Here is an 18,440-nt window from a genome sequence, read left to right on the forward strand (position 1 = left end):
GACAGAACTCCTGCCGGGACGATGAAGTTTCATCGTCCCGGCGCGAGTTTCATCGGGCGCCCGATGAAACTCCCGGCGCGGCGCGCTCAGGCCAGGAGGGCGCGCCGGTGCTCGTGGGCCTGGCCGAAGAGCTGGCCCAGCGCGTGGGCGCGCTTGAAGACCAGCTGGGCGTCGTGCTCCCAGGTGATCGCGATGCCGCCGTGCATCTGCACGGTCTCGGCCGCCACCTGCTCCAGCGCGTCGGAGCACCACGACCCCGCGCTCGCCGCCAGCCGTGCGGCGTCGTCGCTGCCGACGGAGACGGCGTACGCCGCCGCCCAGGCGATCGAGCGGGCGGTCTCGACGAGCACCAGCATGTCGGCCATCCGGTGCTTGAGGGCCTGGAAGGAGCCGATCGGGCGGCCGAACTGCACGCGCTCCTTGGCATAGGCCACGGTCATGTCGAGCCCGCGCTGGGCGCCGCCGACCTGCAGCGCGGCGACCGAGGCGGTGCCGACCAGGTGGGCCCGGACGAGCGCGGCGCGGGCGTCGGCGACCACCGGCACGGCCTCGACGCCGTCGAGCTCGAGGGTGGCCAGGCGCAGGGTGGTGTCCATGGCGGGTGTGCGGGTGCGGGTCAGGCCGGGCGCGTCGGGGTCGACCTCGAAGAGCCCGATCGAGTCCGGCCCGTCGGCGGTGCGGGCCGCGACCAGGAGCACCTCGGCGACGTCGCCGAGGAGCACCGGCCCGACCGTGCCGCTGAGCCGGGAGCCGTCGACGCGCACCGGCTCGGTGCGGCCCGGCCCGGTCAGCCCCGCCCAGGCCAGGGTGGCGACCTCGCCCGCGGCGACGCGCGGCAGCAGCCGGGCGCGGGCGTCGGCGGACCCGCTCGCCAGCAGCGTCTCGGAGGCCACCAGCGTGGCCAGCAGCGGCGACGGGGCCAGCGAGCGGCCCAGCTCCTCGAGCACCACGCACGTCTCGAACGCCGAGAAGCCCGCGCCGTCGTGCTCCTCGGGCACCGCCAGCGCGGCGACCCCGACCTGCTCGCACAGCAGCTCCCACAGCGCCCGGTCGAAGCCCTCGTCGGAGTCGGCGGCGGCCCGGACGGCCGCGCTGCCGGCCCGCTTGGCCAGCAGCGCGCGCAGGGTGGAGGCCAGCTCGACCTGCTCCTCGCTCAGCGCCAGCTCCATCAGCCCGCCACCTCCGTCCGCTGCTCCCGCTCGGCCACCAGGGCGGCGAGCACCCGGTCGCGGTGGTACGCCGTGGTGCCCCACGCGGCGACCAGCGCGCGGACCTTGGTGATCCACAGGCTCAGTTCGAGCTCGAGGGTGTAGCCGACCGCGCCGTGCACCTGCAGCGCCACCCGCGCCGCGAGGTACGCCGCGTCGGCGGCGGCGAGCTTGGCGGCCGAGACGTCGCGGCAGATGGTCGCCGGGTCGGCCAGGGCCGCCCCGTGGACGAGCGGGCGGGCGAAGTCGAGCGCGATCCGCACGTCGGCCAGCTGGTGCTTGATCGCCTGGTAGGACCCGATCTCCCGGCCGAACTGACGACGCTGCTTGACGTAGGCCACGGCGTCGTCGAGCAGCCGCTCGCCGGCGCCGAGCAGCTGCGCGGCGCAGGCGAGCACGGCGGTGTCGAAGGCCCGGTCCAGGTCGCCGGTGCCCTGCGCGCTGCTCTGCCCGGCGCCGGTGGGCGTGACCGAGAAGAGCCGGCGGGTCGCGTCGACCGAGGTGTGCTCCTCGCCGACCTCCGCGCCGTGCAGCGCGCCGTCGACCACGACGTACCGGTGCTCGGCGAGGTCGGCGTCGAGCGCGTAGGGCACGTGCGGGGCGAGGGCGACGGTGCCGACGCCACCCTCGGCGAGGGCCTCGACGACGGGGCCGGAGCCCAGCGCCACGGGCAGGAAGGCGACCGACTCGACCCAGGGGCCGGGGACGGCGTGGCGGCCGACCAGCTCGAGGGCCAGCACCAGCTCGACGGGCGTCGCGCCCATGCCGCCGTGCTCCTCGGGCACCAGCAGCGCGTGCACGCCCTGCTCGGCCAGGCGGCGCCACAGTGCCAGCCCGGGGACGTGGTCGCCCGCGGCCCACGAGCGAGCGGCGCCGACGCTGTCGGCCCCGGCCAGCAGCCGGTCGAGCGAGGCGGTGAAGTCCTCCTGCTCGGAGGTGGGGACGAACCTCATCGACCTGCTCCCTTCGGCTCGCGCGGCAGGCCGAGGATGCGCTCGGCGACGATGTTGCGCTGGATCTCGTTGGTGCCGGCGTAGATCGGCCCGGACAGCGAGAAGAGGTAGCCGTCCAGCCACCGGGAGTCGACCTCGGAGCCGGGGCCGAGCAGGTCGAGCGCCGTCTCGTGCAGGGCGATGTCGAGCTCGGACCAGAAGACCTTGTTCACCGACCCGGCGGCGCCGATCTCGCCGCCGGCGAGGCGGGTGACGGTGCCCCAGGTGTAGAGCCGGTAGGCCTGGGCCCGGACCCAGGCGTCGACCACGCCGCGCCCGGCCGAGGGCACGGCCCCGCCGTGCTCGCGCCACAGGTCGACCAGCCGGTCGGCCGCGGCGCAGAAGCGGCCGGGGGAGCGCAGCGAGAGGCCGCGCTCGTTGCCGGCGGTGCTCATCGCGACCCGCCACCCGTCGCCCGGCGCGCCCAGCACGTCGGCGTCGGGGACGAAGACGTCGGAGAAGAAGATCTCCGCGAAGCCCGGCTCGCCGTCGAGCTGGGCGATCGGGCGCACCGTGACGCCCTCGGCGTCGAGCGGGAAGAGGAAGTAGGTCAGCCCCGCGTGCCGCTGCGCCTGCGGGTCGGAGCGGAAGAGCCCGAAGCCCCAGTCGGCGTACGCCGCGCGCGAGGACCAGGTCTTCTGGCCGTTGAGGACCCACCCGCCCCGGCTCTCGTCGCGGCGCGCGGTCGACGTCAGCGACGCCAGGTCGGAGCCGGCCTCGGGCTCCGACCACGCCTGGGCCCAGACCTTCTCGCCGCTGGCCATCGAGGGCAGGAAGCGCTGCTGCTGCTCGGCGGTGCCGTGGTCGAAGATGATGGGCGCGAGCAGGAAGATCCCGTTCTGGGAGACCCGGCCGGGCGCGCCGGCGCGGTAGTACTCCTCCTCGAAGACCACCCACTCGACCAGCGAGGCACCACGGCCACCGAGCTCCTCGGGCCACGAGACGACCGACCAGCGGGCCTCGGCGAGGCGGGCCTCCCACTCCTGGTGGGCGCGGAAGCCGGCCTCGGTGTCCATCGAGGGCAGCGGGGTGGTGGGCACGTTGGCGGCCAACCACGCCCGCGCCTCGGCCTGGAAGGCCAGCTCGTCGGGGCCGAGGGTGAGGTCCATCAGGCGTCCTTCGTGGTCGCGCGCGCCCGCAGCTCGGGCTTGAGCACCTTGTGGGCGGCGTTGCGGGGCAGCTCGGGGACCAGCTCGACGTGGCGCGGCACCTTGAAGTTGGCGATCCGCTCGCGCAGGAACGCGACCACCTGCTCGCCGGTGAGGTCGCTGTCGGCGCGGCGTACGACGAAGGCGGCGCCGACCTCGCCCATCCGCTCGTCGGGGACCCCGACCACGGCGGCCTCGACCACGCCGTCGAGGCGGGCCAGGGCGGCCTCGACCTCGGCGGGGTAGACGTTGAAGCCGCCGCAGACGTACATGTCCTTGAGCCGGTCGGTGATGCGCATGTTGCCGTCGGCGTCGACGGTGCCGAGGTCGCCGGTGTGCAGCCAGCCGTCGGGCTCGATCGCCTCGGCCGTGGCCACCGGGTCGTCGAGGTAGCCCTGCATCACCATCGGCCCCCGCAGCTGGATCTCGCCGGCGGTGCCCGCCTCGCGGACCTCGCCGGTGGCCGGGTCGACCACCCGCATCTCGAGGCCCTCGACGGCGCGGCCGTTGGTGGTGGTGACGACCTCGTCGGGGTCGCCGGGGCGGGCCATCGTGGCGACCACGCACTCGGTCATGCCGAAGGCGGTGATCACCAGCTCGAAGGAGAGCTCGCCGAGCATCCGCTCGACCAGGCGCGGCGGGATGCTGGCCGAGCCCGTGTTGGCCAGGCGCAGCGACGAGGTGTCGGTGGTCGCGAAGGCCGGCGACTCCAGCAGCGAGTGGAAGATCGTGGGGGCGCCGGGCACGATCGTGAGCCGGTCGCGCTCGATCATCGCCAGCGCCTCCTCGGCGTCGAAGGCGGCCATCGGGTGCAGCGCGCAACCGCTGACCAGGCTCGCCACGATGCCGACCTTGTAGCCGTAGGAGTGGAAGAACGGGCTGATGACCAGGTAGCGGTCGGCCTCGGTCACCCGGCAGGTCCGCGTCCACACGCGTGCCGCGGCCAGCGTCTGCTCGTGGGTGGTCAGCACGCCCTTGGAGCGACCTGTGGTGCCGGAGGTGAAGAGGATGTCGGCGATGTCGTCGGGGCGCACGGCGGCGGCGACCGCGTCGATGTCCTCGACCGCCGCGCCGAGGTCGCCCAGCGAGGCGAGCGCGGTCGTGCCCTCCGCCGTGGTGGCCCCGATGCTCACGACGGCGGCGACCCGGTCGAGCCCGGGCAGGGCGTCGCCCCCGGTGCCCCGGGCCGCCGCGGCCGCGCGCAGCTCGTCGACCTGGCTGCGGCCCAGGAACCCGTCGGCCACCACGCACAGCCGGGCGCGGGAGCGCTCGACGACGTCGGCGACCTCCTCGCCCTTGTAGCGGGTGTTGACCGGCACCAGCACGCCGCCGGCGTACGAGACGGCGAGCCCGGCCACGACCCACTCCCAGGAGTTGGGCGCCCACACGCAGACCGTGTCGCCGGGCTCGAGGCCCAGGGCGAGGTAGCCACGTGCGGTGGCGCGCACGGCGTCGTGGAGCTGGGTGAAGCGCAGCGTGGTCGACCCGTCGACCAGCGCGACCCGGTCGGCGTACGTCGTGGCCGCCGCGCGCAGCGCCGCCGGCACCGTCCCTGGTGTCGTCACCACGTGCTCCTCTCGACCAAACAAGTGCTTGGTAGGCTACCGTAGCGCCTGGTCATCGAGAGGAACACCATGGACCTGACCTACTCCGCCGCGGAGCAGTCCTTCCGCGCCGAGGTGCGGGCGTGGCTCGGCGACCACCTCACCGGCGACTTCGCCGCGCTGCGCGGCCTCGGTGGACCCGGCCGCGACCACGAGGCGCACGACGAGCGCCTGGCGTGGAACCAGCACCTCGCCGCCCACGGCTGGACCGGGCTGGGCTGGCCGGTCGAGCACGGTGGCCGGGGCCTGAGCCTGATGGAGCAGGTGATCTTCCACGAGGAGTACGCCCGCGCCGACGCCCCCGCCCGCGTCAACCACCTCGGCGAGGAGCTGCTCGGCCCCACCCTGATCGCCTTCGGCACCCCCGAGCAGCAGCAGCGCTTCCTGCCGCCGATCGTCGCAGCCACCGAGCTGTGGTGCCAGGGCTACTCCGAGCCCGGCGCCGGCTCCGACCTCGCGGCCGTGCAGACCAGGGCCCGCCTCGAGGGCGACGAGTGGGTCGTCGACGGGCAGAAGGTCTGGACGTCGCTGGCACACCTGTCGCAGTGGTGCTTCGTCATCGCGCGCACCGAGCCGGGCTCGCAGCGCCACCAGGGGCTCTCCTTCCTGATGGTGCCGCTCGACCAGGAGGGCGTCGAGGTGCGTCCGATCGAGCAGATCACCGGCGGGTCGGAGTTCAACGAGGTCTTCTTCACCGGGGCCCGCACCGACGCGAGCATGGTGGTCGGCGAGCCAGGCCAGGGCTGGGGCGTGGCGATGGGCCTGCTCGGCTTCGAGCGGGGCGTCTCCACGCTCGGCCAGCAGGTCGGCTTCGCCCGCGAGCTCGAGACCGTCGTCGAGCGGGCCCGCGCCAACGGCTCCTACGACGACCCGGTGCTGCGCGACCGGATCGCCCGCGCCACCGTCGAGCTCGAGGTGATGCGGGTCAACGCGCTGCGCGGTCTCTCCGCGGTCACCGCCGGCTCCGACTCCGCCGCCGGCGGCGGCGCCGCCTCGATCGCCAAGCTGGTCTGGGGCGGCTGGCACCGCCGGCTCGGCGAGCTCGCGATGCAGGTCGCGGGCGCCGACGGGCTGACCGCGCGCGGAGCGGCGTACGACCTCGACCCGCACCAGCGGCTCTTCCTCTTCAGCCGCGCCGACACGATCTACGGCGGCAGCGACGAGGTGCAGCGCACCATCCTCGCCGAGCGCGTGCTCGGCCTGCCCCGCGAACCCCGACCCACGAGCCAGGGAGCCCGATGACCGCCGAACGCCCCGAGCAGCCCGTCCCCGACTACGTGCCCGGCCACGACCTGCTGGCCGGCAAGGTCGTCGTGGTCACCGCCGCGGCGGGCGCCGGCATCGGCGCCGCGGTCGTGCGTCGCGTCCTCGAGGAGGGCGCGCGGGCCGTCGTCTTCAGCGACACCCACGCGCGGCGGCTGGCCGAGGCCGAAGCGGCGCTGGCCGCCGAGTTCGGCGCCGACCGGGTGCGCCAGCAGGTCTGCGACGTCACCGACGAGGCCCAGGTCGCCGCGCTGCTCGACGTCGCCGACGAGCTCGGCGGGGTCGACGTGATGATCAACAACGCCGGGCTCGGCGGCACCGCGTCGGTGCTCGAGATGACCGACGAGCAGTGGAGCCGGGTCCTCGACATCACCCTGACCGGCACCTTCCGCTGCGTGCGGGCCGCGGGGCAGCGGATGGCCGCCGCCGGCACGAGGGGCGTCATCGTCAACAACGCCTCGGTGATCGGCTGGCGCGCCCAGGAGGGCCAGGCCCACTACGCCGCCGCCAAGGCCGGGGTGATGGCGCTGACCCGCTGCTCCGCGATCGACCTGGCCCCGCACGGCATCCGCGTCAACGCCGTCTCGCCGAGCCTGGCGATGCACCCGTTCCTGGCCAAGGTCACCTCCGACGAGCTGCTCCACGAGCTCAAGCAGCGCGAGGCCTTCGGTCGCGCCGCCGAGCCGTGGGAGGTCGCCAACGTGATGGTCTTCCTGGCCAGCGACTACGCCTCCTACATGACCGGCGAGGTCGTCGCCGTCAGCAGCCAGCAGGCCTAGGAGACTGGGTCCATGAGCACCGAGCCGCCCGTGAGCACCGCACCCACCGCGCCCACCCGTCGTACCGAGCTGCTGGGCATCGCCGCGGGCCTGTTCGCCGAGAAGGGCTTCAAGAACACCACGGTCCGCGACATCGCCGAGGCCTCCGGCATCCTCTCGGGCAGCCTCTACCACCACTTCGACTCCAAGGAGTCGATGGTCGACGAGATCCTCTCGACCTTCCAGGAGGAGCTCTTCGCGGCGTACGACGCCGTGCTGGGCAGCGACGTCGACGCGCGCACCAAGATCGACCGGGCCGTGCGGCTGTCGTTCGAGGCGATCGACCAGCACCCGCACGAGGTGGCGATCTTCCAGAACGACGCCGGCTACCTCGGCGGCTTCGAGCGCTTCGGCTACCTCGCCGAGCGCAACGCCCAGTCGCGCGGAGTGTGGGTCGCGCTGCTCACCGAGGGCGTCGAGAGCGGGGCGCTGCGCGACGACCTCGACATCGAGCTCACCTACCGGTTCATCCGCGACACGGTCTGGGTGGCGGTGAAGTGGTACCGCCCCGGCGGGAAGCACAGCCACGTCGAGATCGCCGACCAGTACCTCACGATCCTGCTCGACGGGATCTCCACCGAAAGGCCCTGACGTGCCCGAGTCCTACATCATCGACGCCGTCCGCACCCCGGTCGGCAAGCGCGGGGGAGCCCTGGCCGGCGTGCACTCCGCCGACCTGGCCGCCCACTCGCTGGCCGCGCTGGTGCGGCGTACGGGCATCGACGCGGGTGCCGTCGACGACGTGGTCCTCGGCTGCTGCGACACCATCGGCTCGCAGGCCGGCGACGTGGCCCGCACCGCCTGGCTGGTGGCGGGCCTGCCCGACCACGTGCCGGGCGTGACGATCGACCGCCAGTGCGGCTCCTCGCAGCAGGCGGTGCACTTCGCCGCGCAGGGCGTCATGTCGGGCACCCAGGACCTGGTGGTCGCCGGCGGTGTGCAGAACATGTCGGCGATCCCGATCTCGGCGGCGATGCTGGCCGGCCAGCCCCACGGCTTCTCCACCCCCTTCGCCGAGAGCCCCGGCTGGCAGGCGCGGTACGGCGACCAGGAGGTCAGCCAGTTCCGCTCGGCCGAGATGATCGCGGAGAGGTGGGACATCAGCCGCGAGGAGATGGAGCGCTTCGCGCTGGCCTCCCACGAGCGGGCGCGCACCGCCATCGCGGAGGGCCGGTTCACCGACGAGATCGAGCCCGTGACGCTGCCCGACGGCACCGTCGTCGACACCGACCAGTGCCCCCGCGAGACCTCGCTGGAGAAGATGGCCGGCCTCGAGCCGCTGGCCCCGGGCGGGCGGATCACCGCGGCGGTGGCCTCGCAGATCTGCGACGGCTCGGCGGCGCTGCTGCTGGCCTCCGAGGCCGCCGTGGCCGAGCACTCGCTGGCGCCCCGCGCGCGGGTGCACCACCTGTCGGTGCGCGGCGACGACCCGGTGTGGATGCTCACCGGCCCGATCCGGGCCACCGAGGACGCGCTGGCCAAGACCGGCCTCTCGATCGACGACATCGACCTCTTCGAGTGCAACGAGGCCTTCGCCTCGGTGGTGCTGGCCTGGATGAAGGAGACCGGCGCCCCGCACGACAAGGTCAACGTCAACGGCGGCGGCATCGCCCTGGGCCACCCCATCGGCGCCACCGGCGCCCGCCTGATGACCACCATGCTCGGCGAGCTCGAGCGCACCGGCGGCCGCTACGCCCTGCAGACGATGTGCGAGGGCGGCGGCCAGGCCAACGTCACCATCATCGAGCGCCTCTGACCCGTCCCAGATCCCCCGCTGACCCGTCCCGAATCCCCCGCCGAGCCGGCCCGAATCCCCCGCTGAGTCAGCGGTGCAGCAGGGCCACGCCGGGGCCGGTGAGAGAGGGCACCGAGGCCGGGTCGCGCGCGGTCGTGAGCAGCAGCAGCGAGCCCAATGGGGCCTCGACCGGGGGACCCGAGCCGAGCACCACGTCTGCGTCGCTGGCGACCAGCGAGATCCCGGTCAGCCGCTTGCGGGCATGGAAGGGCCATCCCATCCGCCACGCCCGGCGCAGGGAGGCGAGCCCGGCCCGGGGAGGCACCGGGTGGACCCGCCCCAGGGGTACCGCGATGTCCTGCGTGTGCACCAGCACGTCGAGCAGCAGGTTCGCCGCGTTCGTCCCGAGCGGAACGGACCGTGACGTCGCGCCCGCGCGCAGCGTCCGGACGATCTCGGCGGTGGGGCGTTGCGCCCAGGCGATGGCGACGTCTCTCCCGAAGCCCCACAGGTCGCCGCGCGCCCGGATCAGCCCGGTCACCATCTCCCAGGTGGTCGGCTCGCCGGCCGGCGTCATGGCTACGTGCGCGGCCACGTCCTTGACCCGCCACTCGCTGCACAGTGACGCGTGCTCCCACTCGTCGCGAGTGAGGTCGGCCAGCATCGCGGCCAGGGCGTGGCGGGCGGCGGCGATCTCCGCCCAGCGCTCGTCGGGGTCCAGCTCCTGGCGGGATCGGGTGCGGTCCACGGCTGCCTCCTGCGCCGGTCGGAGACTCCCTCCACAGGGTGCGCCTGCCTCCGCGGGCCGTGCAAGAGATCGCGCACACGGACCCGGACCACGCCGAGCCGCCGTGGGTCGAGGGACACCGAGCCACCCGACGATCCGGGCCGGCTCGAGGCGAAGTTCGGGCCGGGTCAGCGCGAGATCCAGGCCGGGTCAGGGTGAGATCTGGGCCGGGTCAAGTGAGGTGGGCGGCGGTGCGGCGCAGGCAGGCCGCGGCCTCGGTGACGACGCGGTCGATCAGCTCCTCGCAGGTCGGCAGGTCGTCGAGGACGCCGACGACCTGGCCGGAGGCGAGCACGCCCGCCGTCGTGTCGCCGTCGACGAGGCCGGCCTTGAGCATCGTCGGGGTGTTGGCGGCCAGGGTCATCTGGGCCAGCGTGCGGCCCTGCGTCCTCTTCATGGCCCGCCCGTCCTTGGCCAGGTCGAGCCACGACATGCCGCTGCTGCGCTTGAACTCCAGCGTGCGGCGCACCGTGGGGGCCAGGCGCTTGACGGCGCTGGTCTCCTCGATCTCCTCCACCAGCGGGGTGCGCAGCATCCGGTGCGGCATCCCGTCGACCTTGGCGGTCACCACGGTGCCGTTGACGTCGTGGGAGAGGTAGAGCTCCTTGACCGCCTGCGGCACCGCGCTGTCGGCGGTGAGCAGGAAGCGGGTGCCCATCCCGATGCCGGCCGCGCCGTACGACAGTGCGGCCGCGAGACCGCGGCCGTCGAAGAAGCCGCCGGCCGCGACGACGGGGATGTCGACCGCGTCGAGCACGGTGGGCAGCAGCAGGGTGGTCGGGACCGAGCCGGTGTGCCCGCCGCCCTCGCCGCCCTGGATCATCACCGCGTCGGCGCCCCACGAGGCCACCTTCTCGGCGTGGCGGGGCAGCCCGACCGACGGCATCACCACGATGCCGTGGTCCTTGAGCTTCTTGATCAGGTCCTGCTTGGGCGCCAGCGCGAAGGAGGCCACCTTGACGCCGTGCTGGATCAGCAGGTCGCAGCGGTCGGCGGCGTCGCCCGCGTCGGCGCGCAGGTTGACTCCGAAGGGCTGGTCGGTGCGGCCCTTGACCTCGACGACCGCCTTCTCGAGCTCCTCGTAGGTCATCGTCGCGCTGGCCAGGATGCCCAGGCCGCCGGCGTTGGCGGTGCCGCTGACCAGCCGCGGACCCGCGACCCAGCCCATGCCGGTCTGCACGACGGGGTGGCGTACGCCGACCAGGTCGGTGAGCGCGGTGCGCAGCTGCTGCTCGATCACGACGCCTCCACCGGGGAGACCGGCTTGACCTCGCGGTCGCGCAGCGTCCTGGGGTCGAGCACCTCGCGGATCAGGGTGAGCTCCTCGGGCGTGGGGGAGCGGGTCTCGGGCACGGCGGCGTCGGCATCGGCGTCGAGCTCGAGCGCGAAGCCCGTGGCCTCGCGCACCTCGTCGACGGTGACGCCCGGGTGCACCGACAGCAGCCGCACCGTGTCGCCGGCGCCCTTGACGTCGAGGACCGCCAGGTTGGTGACGATGCGGTGGACGTCGTTGTACTTCGACGCCCCGGCACCGGCCGCCTTGGCGTTCCTGGGCCCCACGCCGGAGACGATGTCGACCTGCTCGACGAAGACCCGCGGCGAGTGCTTGGGCACCCAGTACGACGTCCGGTTGTTCACCGTGTTGCCCGGCGCGCCGCGCACGCCGAGGAGCTGGCGCGTCGGCTGGGCGAAGTCGCCGATGGCTGAGATGTTCTGGTTGCCGTGCCGGTCGACCTGGGTGGCGCCCATCATCACGTGCCGCGTGCCGTGGGCGACCACGTCGAAGACCTTCGGGAAGGGGATCCAGCCCTCGACGACGTCGCCCTTCGCGAACAGCGGGGGCACGCCGGCCAGGAACAGCGACTCGCCGTCGGAGATGACCAGGTCGGGGTTCGAGGTCAGCTTGGCCAGCCGGACCCCGAGCATCGGCAGCATGCCCATGGGGCTGGCGAAGATCTCGCCGTCGTCACGGAACGCGTCGGCGATGGCTGCGGCGCAGACCTCGGCGCGGGAAGACTCGCTCACTTCTGCTCCTCCTGGGCGAAGGCCCGCACGGCGGCCTGGTAGGCGTCCTCGTCACCGGCGAGGAAGCGCCGCTCGAAGGCGGCCCACTCCTCGTCGGAGCCCGACGCCGCGGCGACGTAGGCCTTCTGGAACCTCTCGTCCCGCTCGTAGTCGGGGGTGCACGTGGTGAAGTGCGCGCCGTTCGGCGTCTCGACGACGCCGCTGACCATCATCCGGCTCAGCAGCAGCCGCTGGACAGGGGTGTCGACGGTCAGGCCGGCGGTGTCGATGACCTGCTCGACCGACACGTACGCCCGGTCGGCGGCCAGGCAGAACAGGTCGTCGAAGTACGGGTCGGGCCCCAGGTACGTCGCGTTGCCGTGCTTGTCGGCCCGGTTGAGGTGGACCAGGGCGACGTCGAGGTGCAGCGCAGGGACGGCCACCAGGTCCTCGCGCACGCCGTCGGCGTCGCCGTACGGGCTGGTGACGGTGCGGATGTCGGGGTTGTTGACCAGCACGTCGGAGCCGAGCCCGGCGCGCATCGGCAGGAACGGCAGCCGTTGCGCGGCGGCGCGCAGCCCGGTCTGGAACATGCCCTCGTCGAGCTCGACGACCTCCGCGATCTCCTTGCCCTGGCGGGCGCGCTGGAAGCTGGGCTCGAGCGGCACGGTGTCGAGGGAGACGAACGCGTAGACCAGCCTGCGCACCTTGCCGGCGCGCAGCAGCAGGCCGACGTCGGCGCCGCCGTAGCTGACGATCGTGAGGTCTGTGAGGTCCGAGCGCAGGATCGCGCGGACCAGGGCCATCGGCTTGCGCCGCGGCCCCCAGCCGCCGATGCCGATGGTCATGCCGTCGCGCAGCTGGGCGACCACCTCGTCGATGCTCATCCGCTTGTCGCGGGGCTCTCTGCGGTGCGGGCTCACCGGCGCGCCCTCCCTGCCTTGTCGGTGCCCGCGAACCCGTCGCGGAGCTCGTCGGCCACCCCGGCGAGGTTGAGCTCCATCGTGAAGCCCTGCTCGAACCGGTAGCTCTTGTTGACGTCGACGGGGTCGATGCCGTTGAGGGCCTCCTTGGCAGCCCGGACGACCCGGGTGTCCTTCGCCGCGATCTCACCGGCCACGGCGAGAGCGGCCTCGTCGAGCTCGTCGCGCGGCACGACCTCGAGGACCGAGCCGAACTGCACGAGGTCGGCGGCCTTGATGGTGCGGGCGGTGAAGTAGAGGGTGCGCATCAGGTGCTGCGGCACCAGCCGCGCCATGTGGGTCGCGGCGCCGAGCGCGCCCTGGTCGACCTCGGGGACCCCGAAGTAGGCATCCTCGCTGGCCACGATGCAGTCGGCGTTGCCGACCAGGCCGACCCCGCCACCGAGGCAGTGGCCGTGCACGGCCGCCACGACCGGCACCGCGCACTCGTAGACGGCCTTGAAGGCCGCGTAGCAGCCCTTGTTGGCGCCGATGAGCGCGTCGAAGCCGGTGGTGTGCTGCATCTCCTTGATGTCGACGCCGGCGTTGAAGCCGCGGCCCTCGGCGCGCAGCACCACCACGTGCGTGTCCATGTCGCGGCTCGCCTCGTCGAGGGCCGCGGCGACGTCGTACCAGCCCTGCACCGTCAGTGCGTTGACCGGAGGGTGCTCCATCGTGACGACGCGGACGCCGTCGTCACGGAGCTCGGAGGTGGTGCCCATGGAGTGCCTCTCCTGCAGACGACCTAGCATTTGCTTGGTACCCTAACACTTGCTTGGTCCGCCCGCCCCTGACCGAAGGACTGCCCATGAGCGTCACCGTCGACCTGAGCGACCGGGTCGTCCTGGTCACCGGCGGCAGCCGCGGCATCGGTCGCGCCATCGCCGCGGCGTACGTCGCCGCCGGCGCCCGGGTGGTCACCTGCGCCCGCTCCGGGGCCGAGCCGCTGACCGGCACCCGCCACGTCACCTGCGACGTGCGCGACCCCGACGCGGTCGCCGCGATGGTCGACGACGTCGCGGCCACCGAGGGCCGCCTCGACGTGGCGGTCAACAACGCCGGCGGGGCGCCGTACGCCCTGGCCGCCGACGCCTCTCCGCGCTTCCACGCCAAGGTGCTGGACCTCAACTTCTCGGGGCCGCTGCTCGTCGCGCAGGCCGCCAACGCGGTGATGCAGGGCCAGGACCACGGCGGCGCGATCGTCAACATCTCCTCGATCAGCGCGCTGCGGCCCTCGCCCGGCTCGGCCGTCTACGGCGCCGCGAAGGCCGCCCTCGACTCGCTCACCGCGTCGCTGGCCATCGAGTGGGCGCCCAGGGTGCGGCTCAACAGCATCAACGTCGGGCTGTGCCGCACCGAGCTGACCGGCGACCACTACGGCGGCGACGCCCAGGTGGCGGCCATCGAGGCCACCATCCCGCTGGGCCGGATGGCCCGGCCTGACGAGGTCGCCTCGGTCGCGCTGTTCCTCGGCTCCGACCTGGCCTCCTACGTCAGCGGCGCCAGCGTGGCCTGCCACGGCGGCGGCGAGCCGCCGGTGTTCCTCAGCGCCGCCCACGACACCTGACCCACGCTCGAACAGCCCGATCCCCCAGACCCCAGGAGCACCCGTGACCAAGATCCTCGACGGCCGCGTCGCCATCGTGACCGGAGCGGGCCGCGGCATCGGCCGCGCGCACGCCCTCGAGCTCGCCGCCCAGGGCGCCGCGGTGGTCGTCAACGACTTCGGGGTCTCGCTGGCGGGCGAGGGCGAGGGTGCGAGCCCGGCCGACCAGGTGGTCGCCGAGATCGAGGCCGCCGGCGGCCGGGCGGTCGCCAACGGCGCCGACGTCGCCGACTTCGCGCAGGCCGAGGCGATGGTGCGCCAGGCCGTCGACACCTTCGGCGGCCTCGACGTCCTGGTCAACAACGCCGGCTTCGTGCGCGACCGGATGCTGGTCAACACCTCCGAGGAGGAGTGGGACGCGGTCGTGCGGGTGCACCTCAAGGGCCACTTCGCGCCGCTGCGCCACGCGGGGGCCTACTGGCGTGCCGAGGCCAAGGAGGGCCGCCAGCGCGCCGCGCGGGTCGTCAACACCTCGTCGGGCGCCGGCCTGCAGGGCTCGATCGGCCAGACGACCTACTCCGCCGCCAAGGCCGGCATCGCCGGGATGACCCTGGTCGCGGCCGCCGAGATGGGCAGGTACGGCGTCACCGTCAACGCCATCGCGCCGGTCGCCCGGACCCGGATGACCGAGGGTGCCTTCGACACCTCCGCGATGCCCGAGCCGGGCGACAACTCGCCGGTGGTCGCGTGGCTGGCCTCCGAGGAGGCCGGCGACGTCACCGGTCGTGTCATCGAGATCGAGGGTGGCAAGGTCACCGTCGAGAACGGCTGGACCCACGGCCCGGCCGACGACCTGGGTCGACGGTGGCGGACCGACGAGGTGGGGGAGCGGCTGCGCGCGCTGCTCGCCCAGGCGCCCGCGCCCGAGAAGGTCTACGGCGCATGAGCCCCGACGCGTACGACGTGCCCGCGGGCCGGGTCGAGCGCCCGCGCTCGCAGGCCGACGCGGCGACCGTGGCCGCGGCCGGCGAGCGGCTGGTGCGGGCGCTGGCCACGAACACGCCCTGCGAGCCGGTGCGTGACCTGATCGGCCGCACCGACGTGGCGGCGGCCTACCTCGTGCAGGGGCACCTCAACGCCAGCCGGGCCGCGGCGGGTGCCCGCGTGGTGGGCCGCAAGATCGGGGCCACCTCCGAGGCGGTGCAGACCCAGCTGGGGGTCGACCAGCCCGACTTCGGCGTGCTCTTCGACGACATGGGCCTCGAGGACGGCGCCCGCGTGCCGGCCGGCCGTCTCCTGCAGCCCAGGGTCGAGGCCGAGGTGGCGTTCGTGCTCGCGGAGGACCTCGACGACGGCCCCCTCGACCTCGCGCAGGTCCGGGCCGCGGTCGACCACGCCGTGGCCGCGATCGAGATCGTCGACTCGCGCATCCGCGACTGGGACATCTCCTTCGCCGACACCGTCGCCGACAACGCCTCCTCGGGCCTCTACGTGCTGGGCTCGCGCCGGTGCACCCTGGCCGAGGTCGAGCCCGTGGACGTGACGATGTCGATGCGCATCGACGACGTCGAGGTCTCCACCGGCACCGGCGCGGCCTGCCTGGGCGACCCGCTGCGGGCGGTGGCGTGGCTGGCCCACCAGGCGCGTCTCTTCGGCGAGCCGCTGCGCGCCGGGCAGGTGGTGCTCTCCGGAGCCCTGGGGCCGATGCGGCCGGTGGCCCCCGGTTCTACCGTGGTCGCCGAGATCAGCGGGTTCGGCAGCGTCACCGCCCACTTCCCCGGTTGAGGGGGCGGCTTCACCTGTACAGGTGACGCACCGCACGGCGATGCGCCCCGAGGCGCGGCGGCGCGGTACGGTGGATGCGTGCCTGGACGCGTGTCCGGGCACGACCAGCACCGATCCCGTCGTCGCGGGCCCCGGACCCGAGGTTCCTCGGTCCCGCCGATCGGTCCGCCGTCGCCGTCGGGACGTGCTGGACGCGTCGTCCTCGTGTGCGCCAGCAGGCTCCACGAGGCGGTGCACGCCCGGGTGCACGGGTCCGCGGACGGTGGTGAGCAGCCCCGCCGCGCGAGTGCACCGGTGTCACTCCAGAGGAGGAGCTTGTGGCTCAACGAGGCCAGCGCCGGTCCGGCGGCGCCCGCACGGCGCCCCGCGCGCAGCGGCGTACCCGCGATCTCGACAACGAGGGCATCATCCCCGTGCTGGCCAAGGCCGTGCGCGAGGTCGAGGGCGCGGTCCAGCGCGGCGCCGTACGACCCTCGGTGCGCACCAAGTTCCAGGTGGTGGCCCATCTCGTGCGCGAGGAGCGGGCGCGGATCAAGGCCGACGAGGAGACCTCGGAGGGCCAGAAGGCCGCCCAGCTCAAGCGCCTCGACGGGGTCGCGACGATCCTGGCCAAGACCTCCACGCGCGAGACCAGCATGCTCGCGCTGCTCGCCGAGGACGCCGACTTCTCGCACTCCGCGCGGGAGCTGAAGGCGGAGATGCAGCGCGCGGCCGGCCTCGAGGTCGAGGTCGAGAAGCCCGCCCCGACCCCCGAGCCGGGTGCCGACGCCCCGGCCGACCGGCGCGTCGTGCCGCCGTCGGTGGTCTCGCGCCAGCTGGCCAACCCCTTCCTGGTGCCCGACTTCGGGGTCGCCGACGCCACCCGGCCGCGCACCGGTCGCCTGGCCGGCTGGGAGCTCCTCGGCCCGCTCTTCCGCTCCTTCGAGTACGCCGGCGGCGGTGCCCCGGCGTGCATGCCGCTGCCCGACCCGTCGGCCTTCCGGGCCCCCGACGGCATGCAGCTGATGCCCCACCAGGCTCAGCTGGTCGCCTCGGCCGCCGCCGGGCACCGCAGCTTCCTGCTCGCCGACGAGCCGGGCCTGGGCAAGACGGCGCAGGCGCTGCTGGCCGCGCAGGCCGCCGACGCCTACCCGCTGCTGTGCGTGGTGCCCAACGTCGTCAAGACCAACTGGGCGCGCGAGGCCGGCCTGTGGACCCCCCACCGCCCGGTCACCGTGATCCACGGCGACGGCAGCGACATCGACGGCTTCGCCGACATCGTGGTGGTCAACTACGAGGTGCTCGACCGCCACGTCGGCTGGCTCGGCGACCTCGGCTTCAAGGGGATGGTCGTCGACGAGGCGCACTTCATCAAGAACAAGACCTCGCAGCGCAGCCAGCACGTGCTGCAGCTCTCCGAGCGGATCCGCTCGCGCACCGCCCACCCGCTGCTGATGGCGCTGACCGGCACGCCGCTGATCAACGACCTCGAGGACTTCCGCGCGATCTGGCAGTTCCTGGGCTGGATCGACGACCGCAAGCCGCTCGGCACGCTGATGGACGCGCTCGAGGAGACCGGGCTGACCCCGGCCGAGCCGGCCTTCTACGGCGCCGCCCGCGCCAAGGTCATCGACATGGGCATCGTGCGCCGCCGCAAGGTCGACGTGGCCGCCGACATCCCGGCCCGCCGGGTCGCCGACCTGCCCGTCGAGCTCGACGACGCCCTGGGCCGCTCGATCCGCGACGCCGAGCGCGAGCTGGCCCGCCGCCTGGTCGCGCGCTACCACTCCGCGCTCGAGACCCGCACCTCCGGCGTGACCGTCGACGGCATCGACCACGAGCTCGTACGCCGCGTCGCGACGTGGGAGCGCGAGGACACCGCCGGCGCCAAGAACGGCGAGAACGTCTTCTCGATGATGCGCCGGATCGGCCAGGCCAAGGCGGGCCTGGCCGCCGACTACGCCGCCCAGCTGGCGCGCAGCGTCGGCAAGGTCGTCTTCTTCGCCAAGCACGTCGACGTGATGGACGTGGCCGAGGAGACCTTCGCGCGCCGCGAGCTGCGCTACACCTCGATCCGCGGCGACCAGACCCCCAAGGCTCGGGAGGCCGCCATCAAGGCCTTCCAGGAGGACCCCGACGTCGCCGTGGTGGTCTGCTCGCTCTCGGCAGCGGGCGTGGGGCTCAACCTGCAGGTGGCCTCCAACCTGGTGCTGGCCGAGCTGTCGTGGACCGACGCCGAGCAGACCCAGGCGATCGACCGCATCCACCGCATCGGCCAGGAGCTGCCGGTCACCGCGTGGCGCGTGATCGCGGCGCAGACCCTCGACACCAAGATCGCCGAGCTCATCGACTCCAAGGCCGGCCTGGCCGCCACGGCGCTCGACGGCTCCGACGAGGAGGTCGGCTCGTCGGCCGACGTCCAGCTCGAGGCGCTGGTCGCGCTGCTGACCGAGGCGCTGGAGGCCGAGCAGGCCCGCTGACCTCGGGCTGCACGCCCCGGCCGTCCACGGACCCGCCGCACCCCGCCGTCGAGGTGGGGGGGCGGCGGGTCCGTCGCGTCTGCGACGGGTTCCTGCCCGCCGACCCCTTGTGTCGGCGTACAGGCTGTG

Annotated in this window: 17 protein-coding genes; 8 read left to right on the forward strand and 9 right to left on the reverse strand. The window is 73.7% G+C overall.

All coding sequences use genetic code 11. The features are described from left to right. Positions 1–86: 86 nt before the first annotated feature. Genes JOE61_RS13835 through JOE61_RS13850 form a run of 4 tightly spaced genes read right to left on the reverse strand, consistent with a single transcriptional unit; the run spans position 87 to position 4,913 of the window. The gene (locus JOE61_RS13835; RefSeq protein ID WP_193668578.1) at positions 87–1,169 is read right to left on the reverse strand and encodes an acyl-CoA dehydrogenase family protein; all 1,083 of its coding nucleotides are present in this window, start codon (positions 1,167–1,169) and stop codon (positions 87–89) included. Further along, the gene (locus JOE61_RS13840) at positions 1,169–2,161 is read right to left on the reverse strand and encodes an acyl-CoA dehydrogenase family protein (RefSeq protein WP_193668577.1); all 993 of its coding nucleotides are present in this window, start codon (positions 2,159–2,161) and stop codon (positions 1,169–1,171) included. Before JOE61_RS13840 ends, JOE61_RS13835 begins: the two co-directional genes overlap by 1 nt. Continuing rightward, on the reverse strand, positions 2,158–3,309 hold the full coding sequence (locus JOE61_RS13845) for an acyl-CoA dehydrogenase family protein (RefSeq protein ID WP_193668576.1): 1,152 nt from the start codon (positions 3,307–3,309) through the stop codon (positions 2,158–2,160). Before JOE61_RS13845 ends, JOE61_RS13840 begins: the two co-directional genes overlap by 4 nt. Next, positions 3,309–4,913, reverse strand: a complete 1,605-nt coding sequence (locus JOE61_RS13850; protein ID WP_307823016.1) for an AMP-binding protein — start codon at positions 4,911–4,913, stop codon at positions 3,309–3,311. The genes JOE61_RS13845 and JOE61_RS13850 overlap by 1 nt, the downstream gene beginning before the upstream one ends. Positions 4,914–4,982: 69 nt before the next feature. Here JOE61_RS13850 and JOE61_RS13855 point away from each other — a divergent pair, with 69 nt between their 5' ends. From JOE61_RS13855 to JOE61_RS13870, 4 genes are read left to right on the forward strand one after another with little or no spacing between them, the layout of a single operon-like run. Beyond that, positions 4,983–6,194, forward strand: a complete 1,212-nt coding sequence (locus JOE61_RS13855; RefSeq protein WP_193668574.1) for an acyl-CoA dehydrogenase family protein — start codon at positions 4,983–4,985, stop codon at positions 6,192–6,194. Beyond that, positions 6,191–6,994: an SDR family oxidoreductase gene (locus JOE61_RS13860; protein ID WP_193668573.1), complete on the forward strand. Its 804-nt coding sequence runs from the start codon at positions 6,191–6,193 to the stop codon at positions 6,992–6,994. Before JOE61_RS13855 ends, JOE61_RS13860 begins: the two co-directional genes overlap by 4 nt. A gap of 12 nt (positions 6,995–7,006) precedes the next feature. Next, on the forward strand, positions 7,007–7,624 hold the full coding sequence (locus JOE61_RS13865; RefSeq protein ID WP_193668572.1) for a TetR/AcrR family transcriptional regulator: 618 nt from the start codon (positions 7,007–7,009) through the stop codon (positions 7,622–7,624). A gap of 1 nt (position 7,625) precedes the next feature. After that, entirely contained in the window at positions 7,626–8,789 is a 1,164-nt protein-coding gene (locus JOE61_RS13870; RefSeq protein WP_193668571.1) for an acetyl-CoA C-acetyltransferase, read from the forward strand. Positions 8,790–8,856: 67 nt separating this feature from the next. Here JOE61_RS13870 and JOE61_RS13875 read toward each other — a convergent pair whose 3' ends face one another. From JOE61_RS13875 to JOE61_RS13895, 5 genes are all read right to left on the reverse strand, one after another. Then, positions 8,857–9,516, reverse strand: coding sequence for a maleylpyruvate isomerase family mycothiol-dependent enzyme (locus JOE61_RS13875; protein ID WP_204797244.1), 660 nt, complete (start codon positions 9,514–9,516; stop codon positions 8,857–8,859). Positions 9,517–9,727: 211 nt separating this feature from the next. Next, positions 9,728–10,795 carry an NAD(P)H-dependent flavin oxidoreductase gene (locus tag JOE61_RS13880; RefSeq protein ID WP_193668570.1) on the reverse strand — a complete coding sequence of 356 codons (1,068 nt, stop codon included), beginning with the start codon at positions 10,793–10,795 and terminating at the stop codon, positions 9,728–9,730. Continuing rightward, positions 10,792–11,580: a CoA-transferase subunit beta gene (locus JOE61_RS13885; RefSeq protein ID WP_193668569.1), complete on the reverse strand. Its 789-nt coding sequence runs from the start codon at positions 11,578–11,580 to the stop codon at positions 10,792–10,794. Before JOE61_RS13885 ends, JOE61_RS13880 begins: the two co-directional genes overlap by 4 nt. After that, positions 11,577–12,482 (reverse strand): CoA transferase subunit A, encoded by a 906-nt coding sequence (locus JOE61_RS13890; RefSeq protein WP_307823017.1) that lies wholly within the window; start codon positions 12,480–12,482, stop codon positions 11,577–11,579. Before JOE61_RS13890 ends, JOE61_RS13885 begins: the two co-directional genes overlap by 4 nt. After that, positions 12,479–13,243: an enoyl-CoA hydratase family protein gene (locus JOE61_RS13895; protein WP_193668568.1), complete on the reverse strand. Its 765-nt coding sequence runs from the start codon at positions 13,241–13,243 to the stop codon at positions 12,479–12,481. The genes JOE61_RS13890 and JOE61_RS13895 overlap by 4 nt, the downstream gene beginning before the upstream one ends. 86 nt (positions 13,244–13,329) lie before the next feature. Between JOE61_RS13895 and JOE61_RS13900 the strand changes: the two genes are divergently transcribed. From JOE61_RS13900 to JOE61_RS13915, 4 genes are all read left to right on the forward strand, one after another. Then, entirely contained in the window at positions 13,330–14,088 is a 759-nt protein-coding gene (locus JOE61_RS13900; protein WP_193668567.1) for an SDR family oxidoreductase, read from the forward strand. A 43-nt stretch (positions 14,089–14,131) separates the two neighbouring features. Then, entirely contained in the window at positions 14,132–15,013 is an 882-nt protein-coding gene (locus JOE61_RS13905; RefSeq protein ID WP_193668566.1) for an SDR family oxidoreductase, read from the forward strand. Then, on the forward strand, positions 15,010–15,852 hold the full coding sequence (locus JOE61_RS13910) for a 2-keto-4-pentenoate hydratase (RefSeq protein ID WP_193668565.1): 843 nt from the start codon (positions 15,010–15,012) through the stop codon (positions 15,850–15,852). Before JOE61_RS13905 ends, JOE61_RS13910 begins: the two co-directional genes overlap by 4 nt. A gap of 317 nt (positions 15,853–16,169) precedes the next feature. Further along, the gene (locus tag JOE61_RS13915; RefSeq protein WP_193668564.1) at positions 16,170–18,311 is read left to right on the forward strand and encodes a DEAD/DEAH box helicase; all 2,142 of its coding nucleotides are present in this window, start codon (positions 16,170–16,172) and stop codon (positions 18,309–18,311) included. The last annotated feature ends 129 nt before the right edge of the window (positions 18,312–18,440 follow it).

The sequence above is a fragment of the Nocardioides salarius genome, from assembly GCF_016907435.1.
GTDB lineage: Bacteria > Actinomycetota > Actinomycetes > Propionibacteriales > Nocardioidaceae > Nocardioides > Nocardioides salarius.